Genomic DNA, 19,169 nt, shown 5'->3' on the forward strand with positions numbered 1-19,169 from the left:
TCGGCGCGCCGGCCTGCAGGTGCGGGCCTTCACGGCCGCCGACCTGCAGGCCGGCGCGCCGCACGTGGCCGAGGAATGGAGCGCCTGGTGGCCGGCGCACGGCGCCTGGCTGCCGCTGACCGATCGCGGCGGGCACGCGGTGGGCGGCGTGGTGTTCGCCCGCGAGGAAGCCTGGAGCGCCACCGACTCGGCCCTGCTGACCGAACTCGGCCAGGTCTGGGCGCATGCCTTCGAATCCTTCGCGCCGCGCGCCTCGTGGCAGGAACGCGCGCGCGCCCTGCTGCGGCCCGGCCGCCAGCAGCGCCGCGTGCTGATCGGTCTGGCGGTGCTGTGCCTGATCCCCGTGCGGCTGACCGTGCTGGCGCCCGCCGAGGTCACGCCGAAGGACCCGTTCGTGGTGCGCGCGCCGCTCGACGGCGTGATCGACCGCCTCTACGTGCAGCCGAACCAGCCGGTGCAGCGCGGCACGCCCCTGCTCGGCCTGGACGCCACCACGCTGCAGTCGCGCTACGCGCTGGCCCGCAAGGACTACGACACCGCCCAGGAGGAATACCGGCAGACCGCCCAGCTCGCCGTCACCGACGACAAGACCCGGCTGGACATGGCCGAGCGCCAGGGCAAGCTCGACCAGAGCCGCGTCGAGCTCGACTACACGGCACGCCAGCTCGCGCGCGTGAGCGTCAACGCGCAGCGCGCCGGCGTGGCGATCTTCAGCGATCCGAACGAGTGGACCGGCAAGGCGGTGGCCGTCGGCGAGAAGATCCTGGTGCTGGCCGACCCGGCCCACGTGGAGGTGACCGCCTGGCTGCCGGTGGCCGACAACATCGACGTCAAGCCCGGCATGTCGCTCACGCTCTATCCGAAGAGTTCGCCGCTGTCGAGCTACGACGCGCGCATCGACTCGGTGGCCTGGCGCGCCGAGCCCACGCCCGAGGGCGTGCTGGCCTATCGCGTGCGCGCCACGCTCGATGCCGGCGAGGCCCGCGCACCGCTCGGCGCGATGGGCACCGCGCGGATTCGCGGCGGCTGGGTGCCGTCGATCTACTACGTATTGCGCCGTCCGCTGACACTGGCTCGCCAGTGGCTCGGCTGGTGATTGCCGGCGCCCGCGCTCCATGCCACGACTTCCGCAACTGCGCCAGGAACTGACGCTCTCGCCCGGTGCCGCGACGCCCGAGGGCGCGCCCACCTGGATGCTGCACGATCCCGCCGCGAACCGCTTCTTCCAGCTCGGCTGGCCCGCCTTCGAGCTGCTGTCGCGCTGGCCGCTCGACGATCCGCGCGCGATGGTCGAGGCCGTCAACCGCGATACCACGCTGACGGTGACGCTCGACGACCTGGACGCGCTGCTGCGCCTGCTGCGCCACCAGAACCTGCTGGTCTCGAACTCGGCCGCCGACACCGCGCGGCTGGAGCAGCACGAAGCCGCGCACCATACCTCGCGCGGCATGTGGCTGCTCAAGCACTACCTGATGGTGCGGATCCCGCTGTGGCACCCGATGCCCTTCCTGCGCGCCACCGCCCGCCATGTCGCCTTCGCGTTCCGCCCGGCGTTCTGGTACCTGGTGGCCGGCGTGGCGCTGCTCGGGCTGTTCCTGGTCTCGCGGCGCTGGGACGAGTTCCTGCACACCTTCCACGGTTATGCCGACTGGCGCGGCCTGGTGGGGGTGGGCATCGCGCTGGGTTTCGCCAAGGTGTTGCACGAGTTCGGCCATGCCTACACGGCCCAGCGCCACGGCTGCCGCGTGCCGACCATGGGCGTGGCCCTGCTGGTGATGGTGCCGGTGCTCTATACCGATACCACCGAGGCCTGGAAAGTGCCAGCGCGACGCGACCGGCTGCGCATCGGCGCGGCCGGCATGCTCAGCGAGATCGCGCTGGCCGCCTTCGCCACCCTGGCCTGGACCGTGCTGCCCGACGGCCCGCTGCGCGCCGGCGCGTTCCTGCTGGCCACCACCACCTGGGTGGCCACGCTCGGCATCAACGCCAGCCCCTTCATGCGCTTCGACGGCTACTTCCTGCTGTCGGACTGGCTGGACATGCCGAACCTGCACGACCGCGCCTTCGCGCTGGGCCGCTGGTGGCTGCGCGAATGGCTGTTCGGCCTGGGCGACCCGCAGCCCGAGCCCTGCAGCACGCAGCGGCGGCGCTTCCTGATCGCGTTCTCGTTCGCCACCTGGCTCTATCGCGTGGTGGTGTTCATGTCGATCGCGCTGATCGTCTATCACGCCTTCTTCAAGCTGCTGGGCATGCTGCTGTTCTGCGTGGAGTTCGGCTGGTTCATCGCGCGGCCGGTCTGGCGCGAGGCGCAGGTCTGCTGGCAGCGCCGCGACGAGTTGCACTGGCGCCGCGAGACCCGGCGCAGCGCGCTGCTCGGCGGCGCGCTGCTGGCCTTCCTGGTGCTGCCCTGGCATGCCGGCGTGAGCGCGCCGGCCGTGCTTGGCCCGCAGCGCGCGCAGGGGCTGTACACCGTCGCGGCCGGTTACCTGGCCGAGACGCCGCCGCCGGCGCGCGACGGCCAGCGCGTGCGCGCGGGCGACACGCTGGCGGTGCTGGTCTCGCCGGACCTGGAGGCGAAGCTGGCCGCCGCGGCCGCCGAGGAGACGCAACTGCATTGGGAGGTCGACCAGCAGTCCTTCGACGATCGCCTGCAGAAGCAAGGCACGGCGCTGGCGCGACGCTGGGATGCCTCGCGCCAGACCGTGGACGGGCTGCGCGCCGAGATCGCGCAACTGACGATTCGCGCGCCCTTCGACGGCACCGTGCAGGCCAACGACGACGCGCAGGCGCCCGGCACCTGGCTGCCGCGCGGCGAGCGGCTCTACGACCTGGTCGCGCCCGGCGGCGTGAAGGGCGATGCCTATGTCGGCGAGGACGATATCGCGCGGCTCAAGGCCGGGCAGTCGGCCAGCTTCGTGGCGAACCTGCCGGAGCTCGCGGCGCGACGCTGCCGGATCGACGCGATCGACAAGGTCAATGTCGCCACGCTCGACGAGCCGACCGTGGCGAGCGTCTATGGCGGGCCGATTCCGGCCGAGCAGGATATGAAGACGCGCCAGATCGTGCCGCTGCAGGCGACCTGGCAGGTTCGCTTCGCCGCTTGCGACGGCGATCCGGGGATCGGGCGGGAGGTACCGGGGACGGTGCAGCTCGGCGCGGGGCGCGAGAGCCTGGCGGGGAACGGGGTTCGGTTCGTGGCGGCGGTGTTGCAGCGGGAGGTGGGGTTTTGAGGGGCTGGCGAGACGAGGCGTAGGCAACTCAGATGCGCATCAACGTCCGATCGTTCATCGCTTCCCGCTCGCGAAGCTTCTCCAATGAGGCAGGATCGGATCGCCGGCAAACGAGAGATCGACGCCCAGCCATCTGAAATCGCGGATGCCGACGACGATGCACATCACACAAATGACCAATACGGTCGCGATCATTGTCTTCGTCGCTCGCCCCATGATTCGGATTCCGTAAGCCGCCCCAGACAGCATAGGCGGTCTTGCCCGGCGTTCAAGACGGCAATACCGGGCAGGCCTTTTCGTCGATCATCAGGCCTGGCTCGCTTCCGATCCGGCGATCCCGGATGGCCGCGATCCATCGCATCCCCTTGTGAGGCATCCCGTGAATCTTGCTCCTTCCGACTCGCCCTCGTCCGTCGCCACCGGCGGATTCGACGTGAAGATCTCGCCCCCCGAGCCGGTCGCCGTTGCGCCCGGCGCGTCCGCCATCGGCCGTCACGCGATCGAGAAGACCTACCACGGCGGCCTGGCAGGCCACTCGCTCGGAGAAATGCTGAGCGCCGGACAGCCGCAACAGGCCAAGGCCGGCTACGTGGCGATCGAGTCCTTCGAAGGCACCCTGGATGGCCGATCCGGCGGATTCGCGCTGGCCCATCTCGGCGAGATGGATGCGGGCAGCGAGTTCCTGCGGATCGGCATCGTGCCCGGCTCCGGAACCGGCGAGCTGGCGGGGATCAAGGGGCAGTTGCAGATCCGGCGCGAAGCCGGGAGGCACGATTACACGCTGACGTATTGGATGGCCTGACGACCCGATCCTGAGGCCAAGCCCGGCGGCAACGCTTGACGCTCCCCAGGCGGCGGGGTGTGGACAATCACCACAACAGGCCCTTACCACCTACTTGCCGCCCGTGGCATCGAGAAACGTCCCCGTGACGAACGAGGCTTCCGCGCCGGCCAGCCACAGGATCGCCCTCGCCACCTCCTCGGGCTGCCCGCCCCGCCCCATCGGGATCGAGTCCTTGACGCGATCCACGCGCCCCGGCTCGCCGCCGCTGGCATGCATGTCGGTGTAGATATGCCCCGGGCGCACGCAGTTCACGCGAATGCCTTCCCGCGCCACTTCCTTGGCGAGCCCGGTGGTGAACGTCTCCAGCGCGCCCTTCGACGCGGCGTAATCGACATATTCGTTCGGACTGCCAAGCCGCGCCGAAGCCGACGACACGTTGACCACCGCGCCGCCGCGGCCGCCGTGCCGGGTCGACATCCGCTTCACCGCCTGCTGCGCGCACAGCATCGGCCCGATTGCGTTGACCGCGAAGATCCGCTGCATCCGCTCGAAGCCCAGATCCTCCAGCCGCGACTGCCGCGCGATGATCGCGGCATTGTTCACCAGCACGTCGAGGCGGCCGAATTCCTGGTCGATCGCGTCGAACAAGCTGACGACCTGCCCGGGATCGGCGCTGTCGGCGCGCATCGCCAGGGCCCGGCGCCCCGCCGCCTCGACATCGGCGGCCACCGCCCGCGCGGCCGCCTCGTCGGAGACGAAGCTGATCGCCACGTCGTAGCCCTGCCCGGCGGCGAGCCGCGCGGTGGCCGCGCCCACGCCGCGGCCGCCCCCCGTTATCAGGATCAACGGGATCTGCGAATCCGTATTCATGTGGTGAAACTCCGGAAGAGGATGAAATCGTGCCCGGCGGTATCAAGCCGCGCGCAGATGCGGCCGCAGCGCCAAGGCCAGCGGGAAGATGGCCAGCGCGGTGGCGGCCGTCGCGATGGTCGCGCCGACCACGCCGATCCGGTCGCCCAGGAAGCCGTAGCCGACCGGCGCCAGCGCGCCCGCCGCGATGATGCCGGTATAGAAGATCGCGAAGGCCCGCTCGGTGCGCTCGACCGTGGTCAGCTCGGGCACCGTGCCATACAGCACCGACGAGGTGCCGTTGAGCATCGCCCCGAGCAGCGGCAGCAGGATCATGGCGGGCGCCAGCGGCAGGTAGATCACGGCCAGGATCAGCAGCGCCGTGCCGCCTTCGGTGGACAGCACCGTGCCGATCACGCCCATGCGCTCGCCGAGCCAGCCGCACACGAACTTGCCGGCGGCGCCGCCGATGAACACCAGCGCGAGCGCGGTGCCCATCATCGGCGTCGAGATACCCTTGGCCTTCATCAGGAACGGCAGGAAGGTCAGCAGCCCCATGCGCACCGCCGTGTCGAGCATGCCGATCGTGAACAGCAGCGAGAAGCCCGAGCCGGAGCCCTCCGCGTGACGGCTCGACGCCTCGTCGGCGGGGGCCGCGTCACGCGGCACGTTCGGCAGCCACAGCGCGATCACCAGCGCCACCACCATGCCGAGCGCCGACATCGCCCACAAGGCATGGCGCCACGGCATGAAGGTGATCAGCAGCGAGATGGCCGCCGGCAGCGCGGATTTCCCCAGGTCGCCCGAGAAGTTGTAGATGCTGAGCGGCCCGCGCGCCTGGCGCCCATACACGCGCGAGACGGCGCCCGAGGCCAGCGGATGCTGGGTGCTCGAGCCGCTCCCGGAGATGGCCAGCGCCACGCACAGGCCCAGCAGGCTGCCCGACATGCCGGCGAAGGCGTAGCCGAGCGCGGCCAGCAAGGTGCCGAGCACCAGCGTGGCGCGCGTGCCGAGCATGGCGGCGATGCGCCCCGCCGGCAACTGCAGGGTCGCCATGGTGCCGGCATAGATGCCGCGCAGGATCGCCAGCGCGCCGTAGTTGAGGCCGAAATCCGCCTGCCAGACCGGCAGCAGGGCGTAGATCATGTCGGTGTAGCCGTCGTGCAGCGCATGCGCCGTGCAGGAGAGCCAAAGTACCCGCTTGCGCGAGACGGGGCCGGCTTGCTCGGGGCCGCCGGATACGTCGGCGCTCGGGGAGGAAAAGGAAAAAAGTCTCATGGATCGGCCGGATCGCGGCAAGGCAGGCCCTGGCGGCTGCTCGAGGTTCGGTTTCGGAATGCCCTAGTCTAGGTTCGCCCGGCAGGTGCCACAACTGACGTAAAATTGCGCCAGCCGGGAGAAAAAGTCACGTATGGACATGAACGAGCGCATCGAGAAGGACGCGGACAAGCTGCCCCCGCTGAATGCCTTGCGGCACTTCGAGGCGGTCGCGCGGCTGGGCAGTTTCGCGGCGGCGGCCACCGAGCTGCACGTCACGCACTGGGCGGTCGGCAAGCAGATCCGCCTGCTGGAGGACTGGTTCGGCGTGCCGCTGTTCGAGCGCCGCCCGCGCGGCGTGGTGCCGACCGACGAGGGCGCGGCGCTGCTCGGCGACGTCAACGGCGCCTTCGCGCGGCTGAGCAGCTCGGTCACGCGGCTGCGCCATGAATCCATCACGCGCCGCATCACCGGCCTGGTGCGCGTCAACGCGCTGGCGAGCTTCGCGCTGTGCTGGCTGATCCCGCGCCTGGCCGATTTCCAGGCCCGCTACCCGGAGATCGAGGTCCGGCTCTCCACCACCTCGCGCCGCCTGCGCTACGTGGGCGACGCCTTCGACATCGGCGTGCGCTCGGGCCCGGAGCATGCCGCCGGCCTCACCTCATTGAGCCTGATGCCCGACCTGCGCCTGCCCGCCTGCAGCCCGGCGCTGCTGCAAAGCCAGCCGATCCGCGGCGTCGCCGACCTGCGCCAGCACACCCTGCTGCACTCCTCCAGCACGCGCACGGCCTGGTCGGACTGGATGAGGGAAGCCGGCGCGCCGGGGCTGCAGGGCATGCGCCACCAGCACTTCGATCACGTGTTCCTGCAACTGGGCGCGGCCACCGAAGGCCTCGGCGTGACCCTGGCCTCGCTGCCGCTGATCGAGCGCGAGATGGCGACCGGGCGCCTGGTCTGCCCGATCCCGGAACCCGTGTGGCGCGGCCCCGACTACACCCTGGTGGTGAATACCGATCGCATCGGGGACGCCGCCGTCAAGGCGTTCAGGAACTGGATCGTGGCGGCGGCCCAGCATTCGGGCGAGCCGCCGCGTGTCGAATCCGCCGCCAAGGCGGCCCGCAAGACGGCGGGCAAGCGAAAGCCGGCGCGGCGCGCCTGAGCCACCAGGTTCAGAAGCGCTCGATCATGCCGATCTGCACGCCCTTCACCATCGCGCCCGGATAAGCCGGCGGCAGGCCCGTCACGTTCACGCCGCGCAGCGTGAAGCTGGCCTTGCCGCGATTGCGCAGCCAGCCCGCGCTCGCGTACAGCAGCAGGCGCCGCGACAGGTCATATTCCCCCATCGCGCTGAACTGGTCGGCATCGTTGCCGGCGCCCGAGCGATCGCGCAGGTAGGCGTAACCGAGCATGGCGCGCAGCCTCGACGTCGCCGCGTAGCGCAGCGACACGGCCGCGCCGTCGTCGTGATAACGGGGCGTGCCGCCGCCGTCGCCGTTGAACACCGAGACGAAACCCGTCACGCGGCCCAGCGTGTAGGACACGCCGCCGAGGTTCGAGCGCAGCGCGCCCGAATCGTTGGTCTGCTGGTGCGCGAAGGCGATCCGGAACGGCCCGCGGCGATAGGCGAAGGTCGCGATGGTGCCGCCCAGGCCGTTCGCGCCGCCCGCCGACGGGTCGCGCATCGACACCATCAGCGTGCTCGAGAAGCCATGGAAATCGGGCGACAGGTAGGTGATCGCATTGCTCTCGTAGGGCGTGATCTTCGAGAGGTTGTTGAGCCCGGATGCGATGGTGCCTGCCCCGAAGGCATCGATCTGCCCTTTGAACGGGATGTAGATCGGCGAATACTGCCGGCCCACGCGAATCTCGCCCCAGGGCGCGCCGAGCCCCACCCAGGCCTGCCGGTTGAACAGCGTGCCCGCGGTCGAGAGCGTGCCGTCGTTGGAGCCGAAGCCGCTTTCCAGGTCGAACAGGATGCGCATGCCGCCGCCGATCGGCTCGTCGCCACGCAGCCCGATCCGCGAGCCGCGATAGGCGCCCGAATCGAGCCGCGGCACCCAGCCCGAGCCGGGATTGGTCAGCTCGATGCTGGTGTCGATCACGCCATAGAGCGTGACCGAGCCCTGCGCGAAGGCGGGCGCGGCGGCTCCGCCGCACAAGGCGGCCAAGGCAAGCTGCCGGGCTGCCCGCAACGGCAGCGCGAGACGACGCGCGCCGAAGCTTGCGCGCGCAACGGATTCATCACGCATGAGCGAAGGAGGGAAAGAGACTTCGCCGACACGCGTATCCACGGGCGACGCCGGCGCATCGAGTCGATGCCCGTGGATACGCGGCCGGCCGAAAAACAGCCAGCCACGAAAAACGCCGGCGGGACATGGCCCCCATCCAGGAGCCCTTTCCCGCCGGCGCATCGGATCGGGCGCGGCGCGCTGTGCTGCATCGCGCGCCGCGCCCTCGCCTGCCGGATTACTTGCCGTCCGGCAGCGCGTAGGCGATCACGTAGTCGCCGAGCTTGGTGCCGAACGAGCCATGGCCGCCCGCGGCGATCACCACGTACTGGCGGCCGTTGACCTCGTAGGTCATCGGCGTGGCCTGGCCGCCGGCCGGCAGGCGCTGTTCCCACAGCAGCTTGCCGTTGTTGGTGTCGTAGCCGCGGATGTAGTTGTCCGCGGTGGCGCCGATGAAGAACACGCCGCCCGCCGTGGTGGCCGGGCCGCCCAGCATCGGCATGCCCATCCGGAACGGCAGCGGGATCGGCGAGCTGTCGCGGACCGTGCCGATGCGGCGCTTCCAGACGATCTCGTTGGTCTTCAGGTCGATCGCCGACACGTAGCCCCAGGCCGGCTGCTTGCACGGCAGGCCGAACGGCGAGAGGAACGGGTTGAGCGTCACGCCGAACGGCACGCCGTACTGCGGCTGGATGCCGGATTCGGTGCCGCTGCCCTTGGCGCCCGGTTCCGGTTCCATCGGGTTGCCCGGGCCGCGCGGGATCAGGCGCGACACGAAGGGCAGCGCGATCGGGTTGGCGATGGCGATCTGGCGGTCGGTGTCGACGGCGATGCCGCCCCACTCGAACATGCCCAGGTTGCCCGGGAACACCAGCGTGCCCTGCTCCGACGGCGGCGTGAAGGTGCCTTCGTAACGCAGGCGGTGGAACATCACGCGGCAGACCAGTTGGTCGAACATCGTCGCGCCCCACATGTCCGCGTCCGTCAGGTTCTTCTTCGGACGGAAGGTCAGGTCCGAGAACGGCTGCGTCGGCGAGAGATGGTCGCCCTTGGCGGCGCCTTGCGGCACCGGCAGTTCGGGCGCCGGCACCACGGTGGCGCCGGTACGGCGGTCGAGCACGAAGATGTTGCCGGTCTTGGCCGGCGCGTAGACCACCGGCACCTTGTTGCCGTTCTTGTCGGTGATGTCGGCCAGGGTCGGCTGCGAGGGCTGGTCCATGTCCCACAGATCGTGGTGGGCGGTCTGGTAGAACCAGGCCAGCTTGCCGGTCGAGGCATGCAGCGCCAGCAGGCCGCTCGCGTAGCGCTCCTGCTCCGGCGTGCGATGGCCGCCCCAGATGTCGGGGGTGGTCACGCCCATCGGCAGGTAGACGATGTCGAGCTTGGCGTCGTAGGCGGCCGGCGCCCACGAGTTCGGCGAGTTCCAGGTGTAGTGCTCGCCCGGGCCCGGGATGTGGTTCGGGTCCTTCGCGCCCGGATCGAATGCCCACAGCAGCTTGCCGGTGCGCACGTCGAAGCCGCGGATCACGCCGGAAGGCTCGCGCGTCGAGAAGTTGTCCTCGACCGAGCCGGCCACCACGATCACCTTGTCGGTGACGATCGGCGGCGAGGTCGGCTCGTACATGCCCGGCGTGGTGACCGGCTGCAGATGCTGGAGGTCCAGGTCGCCGTTGTTGCCGAAGTCGGCGCAGCGCTGGCCGGTCTGCGCGTCGAGCGCATACAGGTGGCCGTCGTTGACCGGCAGGTAGATGCGGCGCGCGCAGGCGGCACCGGTGGCGGCATCGGCCGTGATCGGCGCCGGCGCGGCCGGGGCGCTGGCGGCGGCAGCCGCGTCGGTGGCGCTGGCGGCGTCGGTGGCCGCGTTAGCGGCGGCGGCACCCGAGGCGGCGGACGCGGCGGCAGCCGTATCGGCGGCCGGTGCCGCGCTGGCGGCGTCGCCTTGCGCGGAAGCCGACAGGTCGACGTAGGACACGCCGCGGCAGGTCACGTGCTGGAACGACGGATCGGCCTTCAGGCCCGGGTCGAACTTCCACGCGAGCTTGCCCGAGGCGGCGTCGAGCGCGAACAGGATCTGGTGCGGCGAGCAGAGGTACAGCAGGTTGCCGATCTTGATCGGCGTGACCTCGCTGGTGATCTCGCCCGGATCGTTCGGGCCTTTCATGTCGCCGGTGCGGAAGGTCCAGGCCACCTGCAGGTTCTTCACGTTATCGGGCGTGATCTGCTTGAGCGGCGAGTAGCGCGTGCCGTCCTGGGTGCGGCCATAGGCCGGCCAGTCGGCGTCGGCGATGCCGGGGATCGGCGAGGTCTGCGCGGGCGTCTGCGCCGCGAGGGTGCCGTTCAGTTCCTGCGGATCGTTGAAGTTCGCGTAGAACAGCACGCCGCCCCAGATCACCAGCGAGATCGCCAAGGCCCAGCCGTTGGCGGCGCGGGCGCCGTTGAGCTTGCGCGTGACCAGCACCAGCAGCCAGACGCCGAAGATGACCAGCACGCCGGAGCGCGGCGCGAGGGCCCAGAAATCGAAACCGGATTCGCCGACGGCCCAGATCGCGGTGCCCACCAGCAGCAGCGCGTAGAGCGTCAGCGCGACGGCGCGGCGGCCGCGCACCAGCCAGGCGAAGACCAGCAGCACGATGCCGGCGACCACGTAGTACGCCGAGCCGCCGATGGCGACCAGCCACGCGCCGCCGACCAGCAGGTACAGCCCGGCCAGCACGGCGAACAGCAATGTCAGCCCGCCGACGACTCCGAGCGACGAGGATTGTTTTGTCATGATCCCAACCTTTTGTTTGAGACGGTTATCAACAGACTGCGTGCGCGAGACACGCAGGTCATCCTCCATCCTTGTTTTGTTATGGCGCTACGGATTCGCGTCGCGCGGGACGGCCTGCCCGCGCGACGCCAGCACCCGCGCCGCCGAGCTTCCGGCGGCCACGGGCGCAATACGAAAGACCGCGCACGCAGGCGCGATCACGCGCGTGCGGCACGGCAGGATTCTGGGAACACACCACGAAGCGTGCGACGCGTCCGGCCGCGCGAATTCGAATCGCTGCGACGACGGCGCGTGCATCATGTCGGCGGGAGCCCGGCCCGCTGCGCGCTTGACGCGGCGCGAGGCCCGACTGCCCGAAGAAACGCCCACCCGGTTTGCCTGGCTGTCATGTCCTTCCCGTCACGTGAATGCATGGCATGCACATCGAATGCCGCGACGGGGCGCATCTCAGGCGCGAACCATCACGGCATGAAAGACTTCTGAAACATTCGGCTCGTTTCGTTTAGGGTCGCAAATATATCTTTTTTTCCATCGGACTGCACGTTCGCGGGCCTGGCGGGCCATCGCGATCTTCAAGCGGCGTGCGCGAATCGCGCAACAAACGATGCGATAGAACGCCGTCCCGGATGCAATCGTCCGGCTCGCCGGAGCCTCGCTCCAGGGCGGGGCAAGGCGCGTGCCCGCGCTCAGTGATACCCGGCGTCGCCCTCGCGGACCTTGCCGTGGAATACGCGGTACTGCATGAAGTTGTAGACCAGGATGATCGGCAGCACGATCACCGTGCCGACCAGGATGAACCACTGGCTCTCGGCCGGCGAGGACGCGTCCCAGATCGACAGCGAAGGCGGCACCAGGTTGGGCCAGATGCTGATCGCGAGGCCCGTGTAGCCGAGGAACAGGATCGCCAGCGTCAGCACGAAGGGTTGCAGGTCGCGACGGCGATGGTTCACCGCGCGCAGGATGCCGGTGGCGCAGGCCAGCACCAGGATCGGCACCGGCGAGAACACGATCAGCCGGCCGCCGCCGAACCAGCGCTCGGCCACCGACGGCAGCCCGATCACGGTCCAGGCGCTGACCAGGAAGATCGCGCCGAGCAGGATCAGGCACAGCGGCTTCATCAGGAAATACGCCTTCTCCCGCAGCGCGCCGTCGGTCTTCCAGATCAGCCAGCCGCAGCCGAGCGTGGCGTAGGTGATCAGCAGGCAGAAGCCGCAGAACACGCTGAACGGCGAGAGCCAGCCGAACGGGTCGCCGGCGAACGCGCCGTTGACGATGGTGGTGCCCTGCAGCAGCGAGCCGAGCACCACGCCCTGGCAGAAGGTGGCCAGCATCGAGCCGCCGATGAAGGCCAGGTCCCAGAGGTTCTGGGTACGCCGTGCCTTGGCGCGCAACTCGAAGGCCGCGCCGCGGAAGATCAGGCCGATCACCATCAGCACCAGCGGCAGGTAGTTGGCCGGCAGCAGCGTGGCATAGGCCACCGGGAAGGCGCCGTACAACACCGCGCCGCCCAGCACCAGGAAGGTTTCGTTGCCGTCCCACACGGGCGCGACGGTGTTGAGCATCACCTGCCGCTCGCTGCGCGCGTCGAAGAACGGAAACAGCAGGCCGAGGCCGAGGTCGAAACCGTCGAGCATCACGTAGAGGAACACGCCGAGCCCGACGATGAAGGCCCACAGCACGGGAAGATAGAGGCTCATCGCGTCACTCCTCGTCGATCGCGTCGTGGGGGCGCGACAGCGCCCGGTTCTGCAGCACCGGATGGGCGGCCTGGCCTTCGTCATGGCCGATCGAGGGGCCCTTTCGCATCAGCTTGAGCATGTAGTAGACCCCCGTGCCGAACACCAGGAAATAGACGATCACGAACAGCAGCAGGGTCACGCCGACCTGCTGGCCGCTCAGCGGCGAGACCGAATGCTCGGTGCGCAGCACGCCGTAGACGGTCCAGGGCTGGCGGCCCACCTCGGTGGTGATCCAGCCGGCCAGCAGCGCGACGATGCCCGACGGGCCCATCCACAGCATGAAGCGCTGGAACACGCGCGAATCGTAGAGCCGCGCGCCGCGCCGCAGCCAGCAGCCCAGCAGCACCGCGAACAGCATCAGGAAGCCGAGCCCGGCCATCACGCGGAAGGTCCAGAAGATGATCGGCGAATAGGGGCGGTCCTCGCGCGGGAAGGTCTTGAGGCCGCGGATCTCGCCGTCCCAGCTGTGGGTGAGGATCAGGCTGCCCAGGTGCGGGAGCTGGATCGCGTAGCGCGTGACCTCGGCGTCCATGTCGGGCAGGCCCACCAGGTTCAGCGCGGTGCCGCCGTGCTCGGTCTCCCAGATGCCCTCGATCGCCGCGATCTTGGCCGGCTGGTATTCGCGCGTGTTCAGGCCGTGCGCGTCGCCGATCGCGATCTGCAGCGGCACCAGCGGCAGCAGCAGCCACAGCGCCATCGAGAAGCTGCGCGTGACGGCCGCGTCGCGCCGCCCCTTGAGCAGGTGCCAGGCGCTGCAGGCGGCCACCAGGAAGCCGGCCACGATGAAGGCCGCGATTGTCATGTGGAACAGGCGATACGGGAACGAGGGATTGAAGATGATCTTCCACCAGTCGACCGGCACCAGCCGCCCGTTCTCGATGCCGAAACCCTGCGGGGTCTGCATGAAGCTGTTGGAGGCGAGGATCCAGAAGGTGGAGATCAGGGTGCCGAGCGCGACCATCAGCGTGGCGAAGTAATGCGCGCGCGGGCTCACGCGCTGCCAGCCGAACAGCATCACGCCGAGGAAGCCGGCCTCGAGGAAGAAGGCGGTCAGCACCTCGTAGGTCAGCAGCGGGCCGGTCACGCTGCCGGCGATGCGCGAGAAGCCGCCCCAGTTGGTGCCGATCTCGTAGGCCATCACCACGCCCGAGATCACGCCCATGCCGAAGCCGACCGCGAAGATCTTCGACCAGAACAGGAACATGTCCTTGTAGGACGAATCGCCGGTCTTGAGCCACATGCCTTCGAGCACCGCGAGGAAGCTGGCCATGCCGATGCTGATCGCCGGGAACACGATGTGGAACGACACCGTGAACGCGAACTGCAGGCGCGCCAGATGCAATGCGTCGAAGATCTCCATGCGGCCTCTCCTGCCTTGGGCTTGCGGGTGACGCGCGGGACGGGCATCGACGGCCCGCTTCGCCGGCGGCACGTCGATGGTTGCTCGCGCATCGATTGAACCAAGCCGGCATGATGCCCGAGAAACATGACTGGGTGGCGACGCGGTGCATGCCGGACGAATCCACCATGCCGGGCGCGCGACGGCGGCCGGCACGCATCAACAATAAACCATCCTCGGCAAAGGTAAAGGCCGCCGATTCGGCGAACGCCGCGCGCATTCGCCGTGAATCGTTCCAGCGGTATCGAGCGCGGCAGGCTTCGTGCCTGTAAGAAAGGAAAAGCCGGCGCGAGACGGCGCCGGCTCATGTCGTGCTTCGACCCATGCCGGGCAACGCGCCCGGCGCGCCGCTCAGCCCCGCGCGCGCGTCGAGACCAGCCGGAACGCGGCGATCGAACCGGCCACCGCGATCAGCACCGGCACCAGGAAATCGTGGCCGACGCGGGTAAATTCGACAACCAGCACGATCGCGGTCAGCGGCATCTGCATCGAGGCGGACAGGAAGGCGGCGGCACCGACGATGGCGAACGCGCCGGGCGCCGTGCCGGGCCACACGACATGCCAGAGACCGCCCAGCACGATCGCGAGCAGCGCGCCGTTGGCCAGGCCCGGCGTGAGCAGGCCGCCCTCGGCGCCGGCCCGCAGGCTGCCCCACTCGATCGCCACCTTGGCCACCAGCAGCACGGCGGCCATGCCGATCGTCAGGGCGCTGTCGAAGCCCAGCGAGGCCGGCCCCTTGCCGTTGCCGAGCAGGGCCGGCAAGGCGATCGACAGGCCGCCGATGATCGCGAAATTGAGCACCGACAGCGCCGGCAGCCGCCAGTCGCGCGGCGCGCTGGCCCGCGCGGCCGTGGTCAGGCGCGTGAAGCCGTAGGCGGCCACCCCGAACACCGGCCCGCAGAGCGCCGACCACACCACCAGCGAGGCGTCGATGGCGAGCGGCGCGACCGTGTACTGGTGCTCGTTGCCCAGGCCGATCCAGGCCACCACGGCGGCGATCGCCGAGCTGGCCAGGGCCGGCACCGCGGCCGACCAGCCGAAGCTGCCGAGCAGCACCTCCAGCACGAACACGGCGCCGCCCAGCGGCACGTTGTAGACGGCGGCCAGGCCGGCGCCGGCCCCGCAGGCCACCATCAGGCGCTGGTCGGCCGCCGACAGCCCGGCCCGATGCGCGATCCAGCCGGCCCACAGCGAGCCGATCTCGCGCGGCGCCACCTCGCGGCCGAGCGGCGAGCCGAGCGCCACCGTCACGATCTGCAGCAGCGCGTGGACGGTGGTGCTGAGGATCGGCATGCGCGGGTCGGCGGCCTTCACGGCTCGCTTGATGCTGACCAGCGGCTTGCCCCAGCGGTACAGCGCCCACCAGCCGAAGCCGGCCACCAGCCCGCAGCCGGTCATCACCAGCACCCGGCGCAGCGGCGAGGCCGCGCTCACGCCGTGCAGGAAGCTCTCCTCGCTGATCACCTGGCCGACGCTGTAGCCATAGGCGAGATGCTGGATCTCGTGCAGCAGCAGCGCCAGCAGCATGCCGCCGATGCCGGCGCCGATCCCCGTCAGCACGGTGACCATGGCCAGCCTCGCGAGCGGGCGGCTGGCGGCCTGGGACGATGTCGCGGTGGCGGCGGCCGTGGCCGAAGCGGGCGCGGCCGGCTGGGGCGGCACGACGGCCTGGGCGGTGGAGGGAGTGGTCGGCGAGGACATGATGGGCGGTGGTGGGTGAGTCTTGGAATGAGCCTGCGAGTCAGGAAGGCGCGGACCACGTGGGCCCGCCATGGCGACATCCTAGTGAGCGAAAACTCATGAGACAAATGGATTTTTCTACTTGATTCATTCACATCGCGCATGGCCGACGTTGATCCGGTCCGCCAGCGATCCCGAGCGCGATCCCAACCGCCCCGCGCCCGCCTCGATCATGCACCTGCCCCGCTCCCCGCGACATGCCGGCGCCCCCGCGTTTTCCCTGAGCGCGCTAGTCTTGACTCGCCCACGCGAATCGACAACACTGCATTCCATTCCAGTGTGATCACACATCAAACCCGGAGCCCACCGCCTTGTCACCGCGCATCACCCCGCCCGCCCTGCAGCTCGTCGAATCCGAAACGATGGCCGACAAGGTCTACCAGCAACTGCGCGAGGCGCTGATGAGCGGCCGCTTCGCGCCGGGCCAGGCGCTGAGCCTGCGCGGCGTGGCCGAGGCGGTCGGCTCGTCCACCATGCCGGTGCGCGCCGCGCTCACCCGGCTGGCCGCCGAGCGCGCGCTGGTGGACGGCCCGAACCGCGCCCTGGTGGTGCCGCCGATGACGGTCGAGATGCTCGACGAGCTGCGCGACGTGCGCATCGCCCTGGAGGGCTGCGTGGCCGCGCGTGCCACCGCCCGCATGAACCAGGCGCAGGTGGCCGAGGTCCGCGCGCTCTGCGAGACCATGCACACGCACGCCGAGGCCGGCGACACGCGCGAATACCTGCGCGCCAACTTCGCCTTCCACCGCGCGATCTACCGGCACGGCGCGAGCGAGAGCACGCTGGCGATCATCGAGAACCTGTGGATGCGGATCGGCCCGTTCCTGAACATGGTGGCGCCCGACATCCCGCATATGCGCCGCTCGATGGTGGCGCATCGCGCGATCGTCGAGGCGATCGCGCGCGGCGACGGCGCCGGCGCGAAGGCGGGCATCGCGCTCGACATCGACGGCGCCGCGCACGACCTGGCGACCACGCTAGGCACGGCGCGGGACGCCGAGGATGGCGCCGAGCCCGCGAACAAGGAAGCAGCGGCACGACTCAAGCCGGCGCGCGCCTGAACCACGCACGGGCGGCACGGCAACACGGAAAGCGCGGCCCACCAGGGCGCGCTTGCAAGCACGACTCTCAGTAGAACGAAACAGGAGACAAACCGGCATGGCCATCCTCGATTTGCTCAAACCCTTCCCCGGCCTGCGCGTGCTCGTCACGGGCGGCGCCTCCGGCATCGGCCTGATGATCGCCGACGCGTTCGCCGAGGCCGGCGCGCGCGTGCATGTCTGCGACGCCTCCGAGGCGGCCATCGCCGCGCTCGGCGAGCGCGCGGGCAAACCCGTGCACGGCGCCACGCTGGCCGACGTGGCCGACCCGGCCGCGATCGAGCGCGTGTTCGAGGACCTCGGCCGAACGCTGGGCGGGCTCGACGTGCTGGTCAACAACGCCGGCATCGCCGGGCCGACCGGCGGCATCGACGAGATCGACCCGGGCGACTGGCAACGCACCATCTCGATCAACCTCGACGCGCAATACCGTTTCGCGCGGCGCGCGGTGCCGCTGCTGCGCGCCTCGCCGCAAGGCGGCTCGATCATCGCGCTGTCCTCGGTGGCCGGGCGGCTCGGCTACGCGTTCCGCACGCCCTACGCGGCCACCAAGTGGGCGATCGTCGGCCTGGTCAAGAGCCTCGCGATCGAGCTCGGGCCGACCGGCATCCGCGTCAACGCGATCCAGCCCGGCATCGTGCGCGGCCCGCGCATGCGCGGCGTGATCGAGGCGCGCGCGAAGCAGCTCGGCCTCGCCTACGAGGAGATGGAGGCGCGCTACCTGGAGAAGATCTCGCTGCGCCGCATGACCGACCCCGAGGAAATCGCCGCCACCGCGCTGTTCCTCTGCTCGCCGGGCGGCCATGGCATCTCGGGGCAGGCGATCTCCGTGTGCGGCAACGTCGAGGTGCTCTGAGCCCACCCACGCGCCCCGCCCTCCCGCTCGATCCGAATCCACGCTTCACGAGGAACCCACATGGCCTCCGCCCGCAAAGTCATCATCACCTGCGCCCCGACCGGCGCGATCCACACGCCGTCGATGTCGCCCTACCTGCCCGTCACGCCGCGCGAGATAGAGGACGCCGCGGTCGCGGCCGCCGAGGCCGGCGCCGCGATCCTGCACCTGCACGCGCGCAACCCTTCCGACGGCAAGCCGACCCAGGACCCGGCCGTGTTCGCGGAGTTCCTGCCGCGCATCAAGGCGCGCTGCGATGCCGTGATCAACCTGACCTCGGGCGGCAGCCCGCACATGACGATCGCCGAGCGGCTGCGCCCCGCGCATCACTTCCAGCCCGAGATCGCCTCGCTGAACATGGGCTCGATGAACTTCGGCCTCTACCCGATGCTGGAGCGCTTCCCCGAGCTGAAGCACGACTGGGAACGCGAGCATCTCGCGAACAGTCGCGACCTGGTGTTCAAGAACACCTTCGCCGACATCGAGACCATCCTCACCAGTTGCGGCGCGAACGGCACGCGCTTCGAATTCGAGTGCTACGACATCTCGCATCTCTACAACCTCGCGCACTTCGTCGATCGCGGACTGGCCAAGCCGCCGTTCTTCGTGCAGAGCGTGTTCGGGCTGCTCGGCGGGATCGGCGCGCATCCCGAGGACCTGATGCACATGCGGCGCACCGCCGACCGGCTGTTCGGCGCGGACTACGTCTGGTCGATCCTCGGCGCGGGCCGCAACCAGATCCCGCTGGCCACGATCGGCGCCGCGCAGGGCGCGAACGTGCGCGTCGGGCTCGAGGATTCGCTCTGGATCGGCCCCGGCAAGCTGGCCGAATCGAGCGCCGCCCAGGTGCTGAAGATGCGCCAGGTGCTGGAAGGGCTATCGCTGGAGATCGCCACGCCCGCCGAGGCCCGCGCGATGCTCGGCCTGAAGGGGCCCGACGCGGTCAGGTTCTGAACCGAAGCCACAAGCAATCGTTCCTGTATTGACGCACGACCGACAAGCAAGCGCGGGCTCCGCGCCCCTGGCACGCCGTCGCGCGCGCCGCCCCGAGCAAGGCCGGGCTCCATGAGATGAAGGGAGCGCACGGCAAGCCGGGCCGGCGCGGCGCGAGCACGCGCCGGGCGCCCCCGCCTGTCGTCCGAACCTCGCGGTGCGCCCGGCTTGCGGCGCGCGCCGGA

At 70.0% G+C, this 19,169-nt stretch carries 15 protein-coding genes; 8 read left to right on the top strand and 7 right to left on the bottom strand.

All coding sequences use genetic code 11. The annotated features are described in order from the left end of the window. From F3J10_RS04980 to F3J10_RS04990, 3 genes are all read left to right on the top strand, one after another. Positions 1 to 1,096 (top strand): HlyD family efflux transporter periplasmic adaptor subunit (locus F3J10_RS04980; RefSeq protein WP_167241362.1); only part of this gene is annotated, 1,096 nt, incomplete at its 5' end. A gap of 19 nt (positions 1,097 to 1,115) precedes the next feature. Then, positions 1,116 to 3,230 (top strand): HlyD family efflux transporter periplasmic adaptor subunit, encoded by a 2,115-nt coding sequence (locus F3J10_RS04985; protein WP_167241364.1) that lies wholly within the window; start codon positions 1,116 to 1,118, stop codon positions 3,228 to 3,230. Between the two features lie 379 nt (positions 3,231 to 3,609). Beyond that, on the top strand, positions 3,610 to 4,032 hold the full coding sequence (locus F3J10_RS04990) for a DUF3224 domain-containing protein (protein WP_025100522.1): 423 nt from the start codon (positions 3,610 to 3,612) through the stop codon (positions 4,030 to 4,032). 90 nt (positions 4,033 to 4,122) lie between these two features. Here F3J10_RS04990 and F3J10_RS04995 read toward each other — a convergent pair whose 3' ends face one another. Beyond that, positions 4,123 to 4,884: an SDR family oxidoreductase gene (locus F3J10_RS04995; RefSeq protein ID WP_167241366.1), complete on the bottom strand. Its 762-nt coding sequence runs from the start codon at positions 4,882 to 4,884 to the stop codon at positions 4,123 to 4,125. 42 nt (positions 4,885 to 4,926) lie between these two features. After that, a complete protein-coding gene (locus F3J10_RS05000; protein ID WP_167241369.1) occupies positions 4,927 to 6,141 on the bottom strand; it encodes an MFS transporter in 1,215 nt (404 codons plus the stop codon). A gap of 133 nt (positions 6,142 to 6,274) precedes the next feature. Here F3J10_RS05000 and F3J10_RS05005 point away from each other — a divergent pair, with 133 nt between their 5' ends. Then, a complete protein-coding gene (locus F3J10_RS05005) occupies positions 6,275 to 7,279 on the top strand; it encodes a LysR substrate-binding domain-containing protein (protein ID WP_166916234.1) in 1,005 nt (334 codons plus the stop codon). A gap of 10 nt (positions 7,280 to 7,289) precedes the next feature. Here the strand turns inward: F3J10_RS05005 and F3J10_RS05010 are convergent, their stop codons facing one another. The 5 genes from F3J10_RS05010 to F3J10_RS05030 all read right to left on the bottom strand — a co-directional run bounded on the left by F3J10_RS05010 (position 7,290) and on the right by F3J10_RS05030 (position 15,831). Continuing rightward, positions 7,290 to 8,369, bottom strand: coding sequence for a porin (locus F3J10_RS05010; protein ID WP_167241371.1), 1,080 nt, complete (start codon positions 8,367 to 8,369; stop codon positions 7,290 to 7,292). Between the two features lie 217 nt (positions 8,370 to 8,586). Next, positions 8,587 to 11,118 (bottom strand): glucose/quinate/shikimate family membrane-bound PQQ-dependent dehydrogenase, encoded by a 2,532-nt coding sequence (locus tag F3J10_RS05015; protein ID WP_167241374.1) that lies wholly within the window; start codon positions 11,116 to 11,118, stop codon positions 8,587 to 8,589. A gap of 686 nt (positions 11,119 to 11,804) precedes the next feature. After that, complete coding sequence (cydB, locus tag F3J10_RS05020) at positions 11,805 to 12,815, bottom strand: cytochrome d ubiquinol oxidase subunit II (protein WP_025101641.1); 1,011 nt, start codon at positions 12,813 to 12,815, stop codon at positions 11,805 to 11,807. A gap of 4 nt (positions 12,816 to 12,819) precedes the next feature. Continuing rightward, complete coding sequence (locus F3J10_RS05025; RefSeq protein ID WP_025101642.1) at positions 12,820 to 14,217, bottom strand: cytochrome ubiquinol oxidase subunit I; 1,398 nt, start codon at positions 14,215 to 14,217, stop codon at positions 12,820 to 12,822. Between the two features lie 390 nt (positions 14,218 to 14,607). Then, positions 14,608 to 15,831 (bottom strand): chloride channel protein, encoded by a 1,224-nt coding sequence (locus tag F3J10_RS05030; protein ID WP_345791191.1) that lies wholly within the window; start codon positions 15,829 to 15,831, stop codon positions 14,608 to 14,610. Between F3J10_RS05030 and F3J10_RS36165 the strand changes: the two genes are divergently transcribed. From F3J10_RS36165 to F3J10_RS05045, 4 genes are all read left to right on the top strand, one after another. Next, complete coding sequence (locus tag F3J10_RS36165; protein ID WP_240155384.1) at positions 15,824 to 15,976, top strand: hypothetical protein; 153 nt, start codon at positions 15,824 to 15,826, stop codon at positions 15,974 to 15,976. The genes F3J10_RS05030 and F3J10_RS36165 overlap by 8 nt on opposite strands. A gap of 331 nt (positions 15,977 to 16,307) precedes the next feature. Beyond that, positions 16,308 to 17,057 carry a GntR family transcriptional regulator gene (locus tag F3J10_RS05035; protein ID WP_167241376.1) on the top strand — a complete coding sequence of 250 codons (750 nt, stop codon included), beginning with the start codon at positions 16,308 to 16,310 and terminating at the stop codon, positions 17,055 to 17,057. A 97-nt stretch (positions 17,058 to 17,154) separates the two neighbouring features. Next, positions 17,155 to 17,952: an SDR family oxidoreductase gene (locus F3J10_RS05040; RefSeq protein ID WP_025101645.1), complete on the top strand. Its 798-nt coding sequence runs from the start codon at positions 17,155 to 17,157 to the stop codon at positions 17,950 to 17,952. A 60-nt stretch (positions 17,953 to 18,012) separates the two neighbouring features. Further along, positions 18,013 to 18,945: a 3-keto-5-aminohexanoate cleavage protein gene (locus tag F3J10_RS05045; protein ID WP_025101646.1), complete on the top strand. Its 933-nt coding sequence runs from the start codon at positions 18,013 to 18,015 to the stop codon at positions 18,943 to 18,945. Positions 18,946 to 19,169 lie beyond the last annotated feature (224 nt).

The sequence above is a fragment of the Burkholderia sp. Cy-637 genome (assembly GCF_011753175.1).
Lineage (GTDB): Bacteria > Pseudomonadota > Gammaproteobacteria > Burkholderiales > Burkholderiaceae > Burkholderia > Burkholderia gladioli.

What these genes read in the sequence shown, in the direction of transcription:
- F3J10_RS04985 (WP_167241364.1), top strand. Translation starts at nt 1,116, where the DNA reads ATGCCACGACTTCCGCAACTGCGCCAGGAACTGACGCTCTCGCCCGGT.
- cydB (WP_025101641.1), bottom strand. Translation starts at nt 12,815, where the DNA reads ATGAGCCTCTATCTTCCCGTGCTGTGGGCCTTCATCGTCGGGCTCGGC.
- F3J10_RS05010 (WP_167241371.1), bottom strand. Translation starts at nt 8,369, where the DNA reads ATGCGTGATGAATCCGTTGCGCGCGCAAGCTTCGGCGCGCGTCGTCTC.
- F3J10_RS05045 (WP_025101646.1), top strand. Translation starts at nt 18,013, where the DNA reads ATGGCCTCCGCCCGCAAAGTCATCATCACCTGCGCCCCGACCGGCGCG.
- F3J10_RS05000 (WP_167241369.1), bottom strand. Translation starts at nt 6,141, where the DNA reads ATGAGACTTTTTTCCTTTTCCTCCCCGAGCGCCGACGTATCCGGCGGC.
- F3J10_RS36165 (WP_240155384.1), top strand. Translation starts at nt 15,824, where the DNA reads ATGGCCAGCCTCGCGAGCGGGCGGCTGGCGGCCTGGGACGATGTCGCG.
- F3J10_RS05005 (WP_166916234.1), top strand. Translation starts at nt 6,275, where the DNA reads ATGGACATGAACGAGCGCATCGAGAAGGACGCGGACAAGCTGCCCCCG.
- F3J10_RS05040 (WP_025101645.1), top strand. Translation starts at nt 17,155, where the DNA reads ATGGCCATCCTCGATTTGCTCAAACCCTTCCCCGGCCTGCGCGTGCTC.
- F3J10_RS05015 (WP_167241374.1), bottom strand. Translation starts at nt 11,118, where the DNA reads ATGACAAAACAATCCTCGTCGCTCGGAGTCGTCGGCGGGCTGACATTG.
- F3J10_RS04995 (WP_167241366.1), bottom strand. Translation starts at nt 4,884, where the DNA reads ATGAATACGGATTCGCAGATCCCGTTGATCCTGATAACGGGGGGCGGC.
- F3J10_RS05025 (WP_025101642.1), bottom strand. Translation starts at nt 14,217, where the DNA reads ATGGAGATCTTCGACGCATTGCATCTGGCGCGCCTGCAGTTCGCGTTC.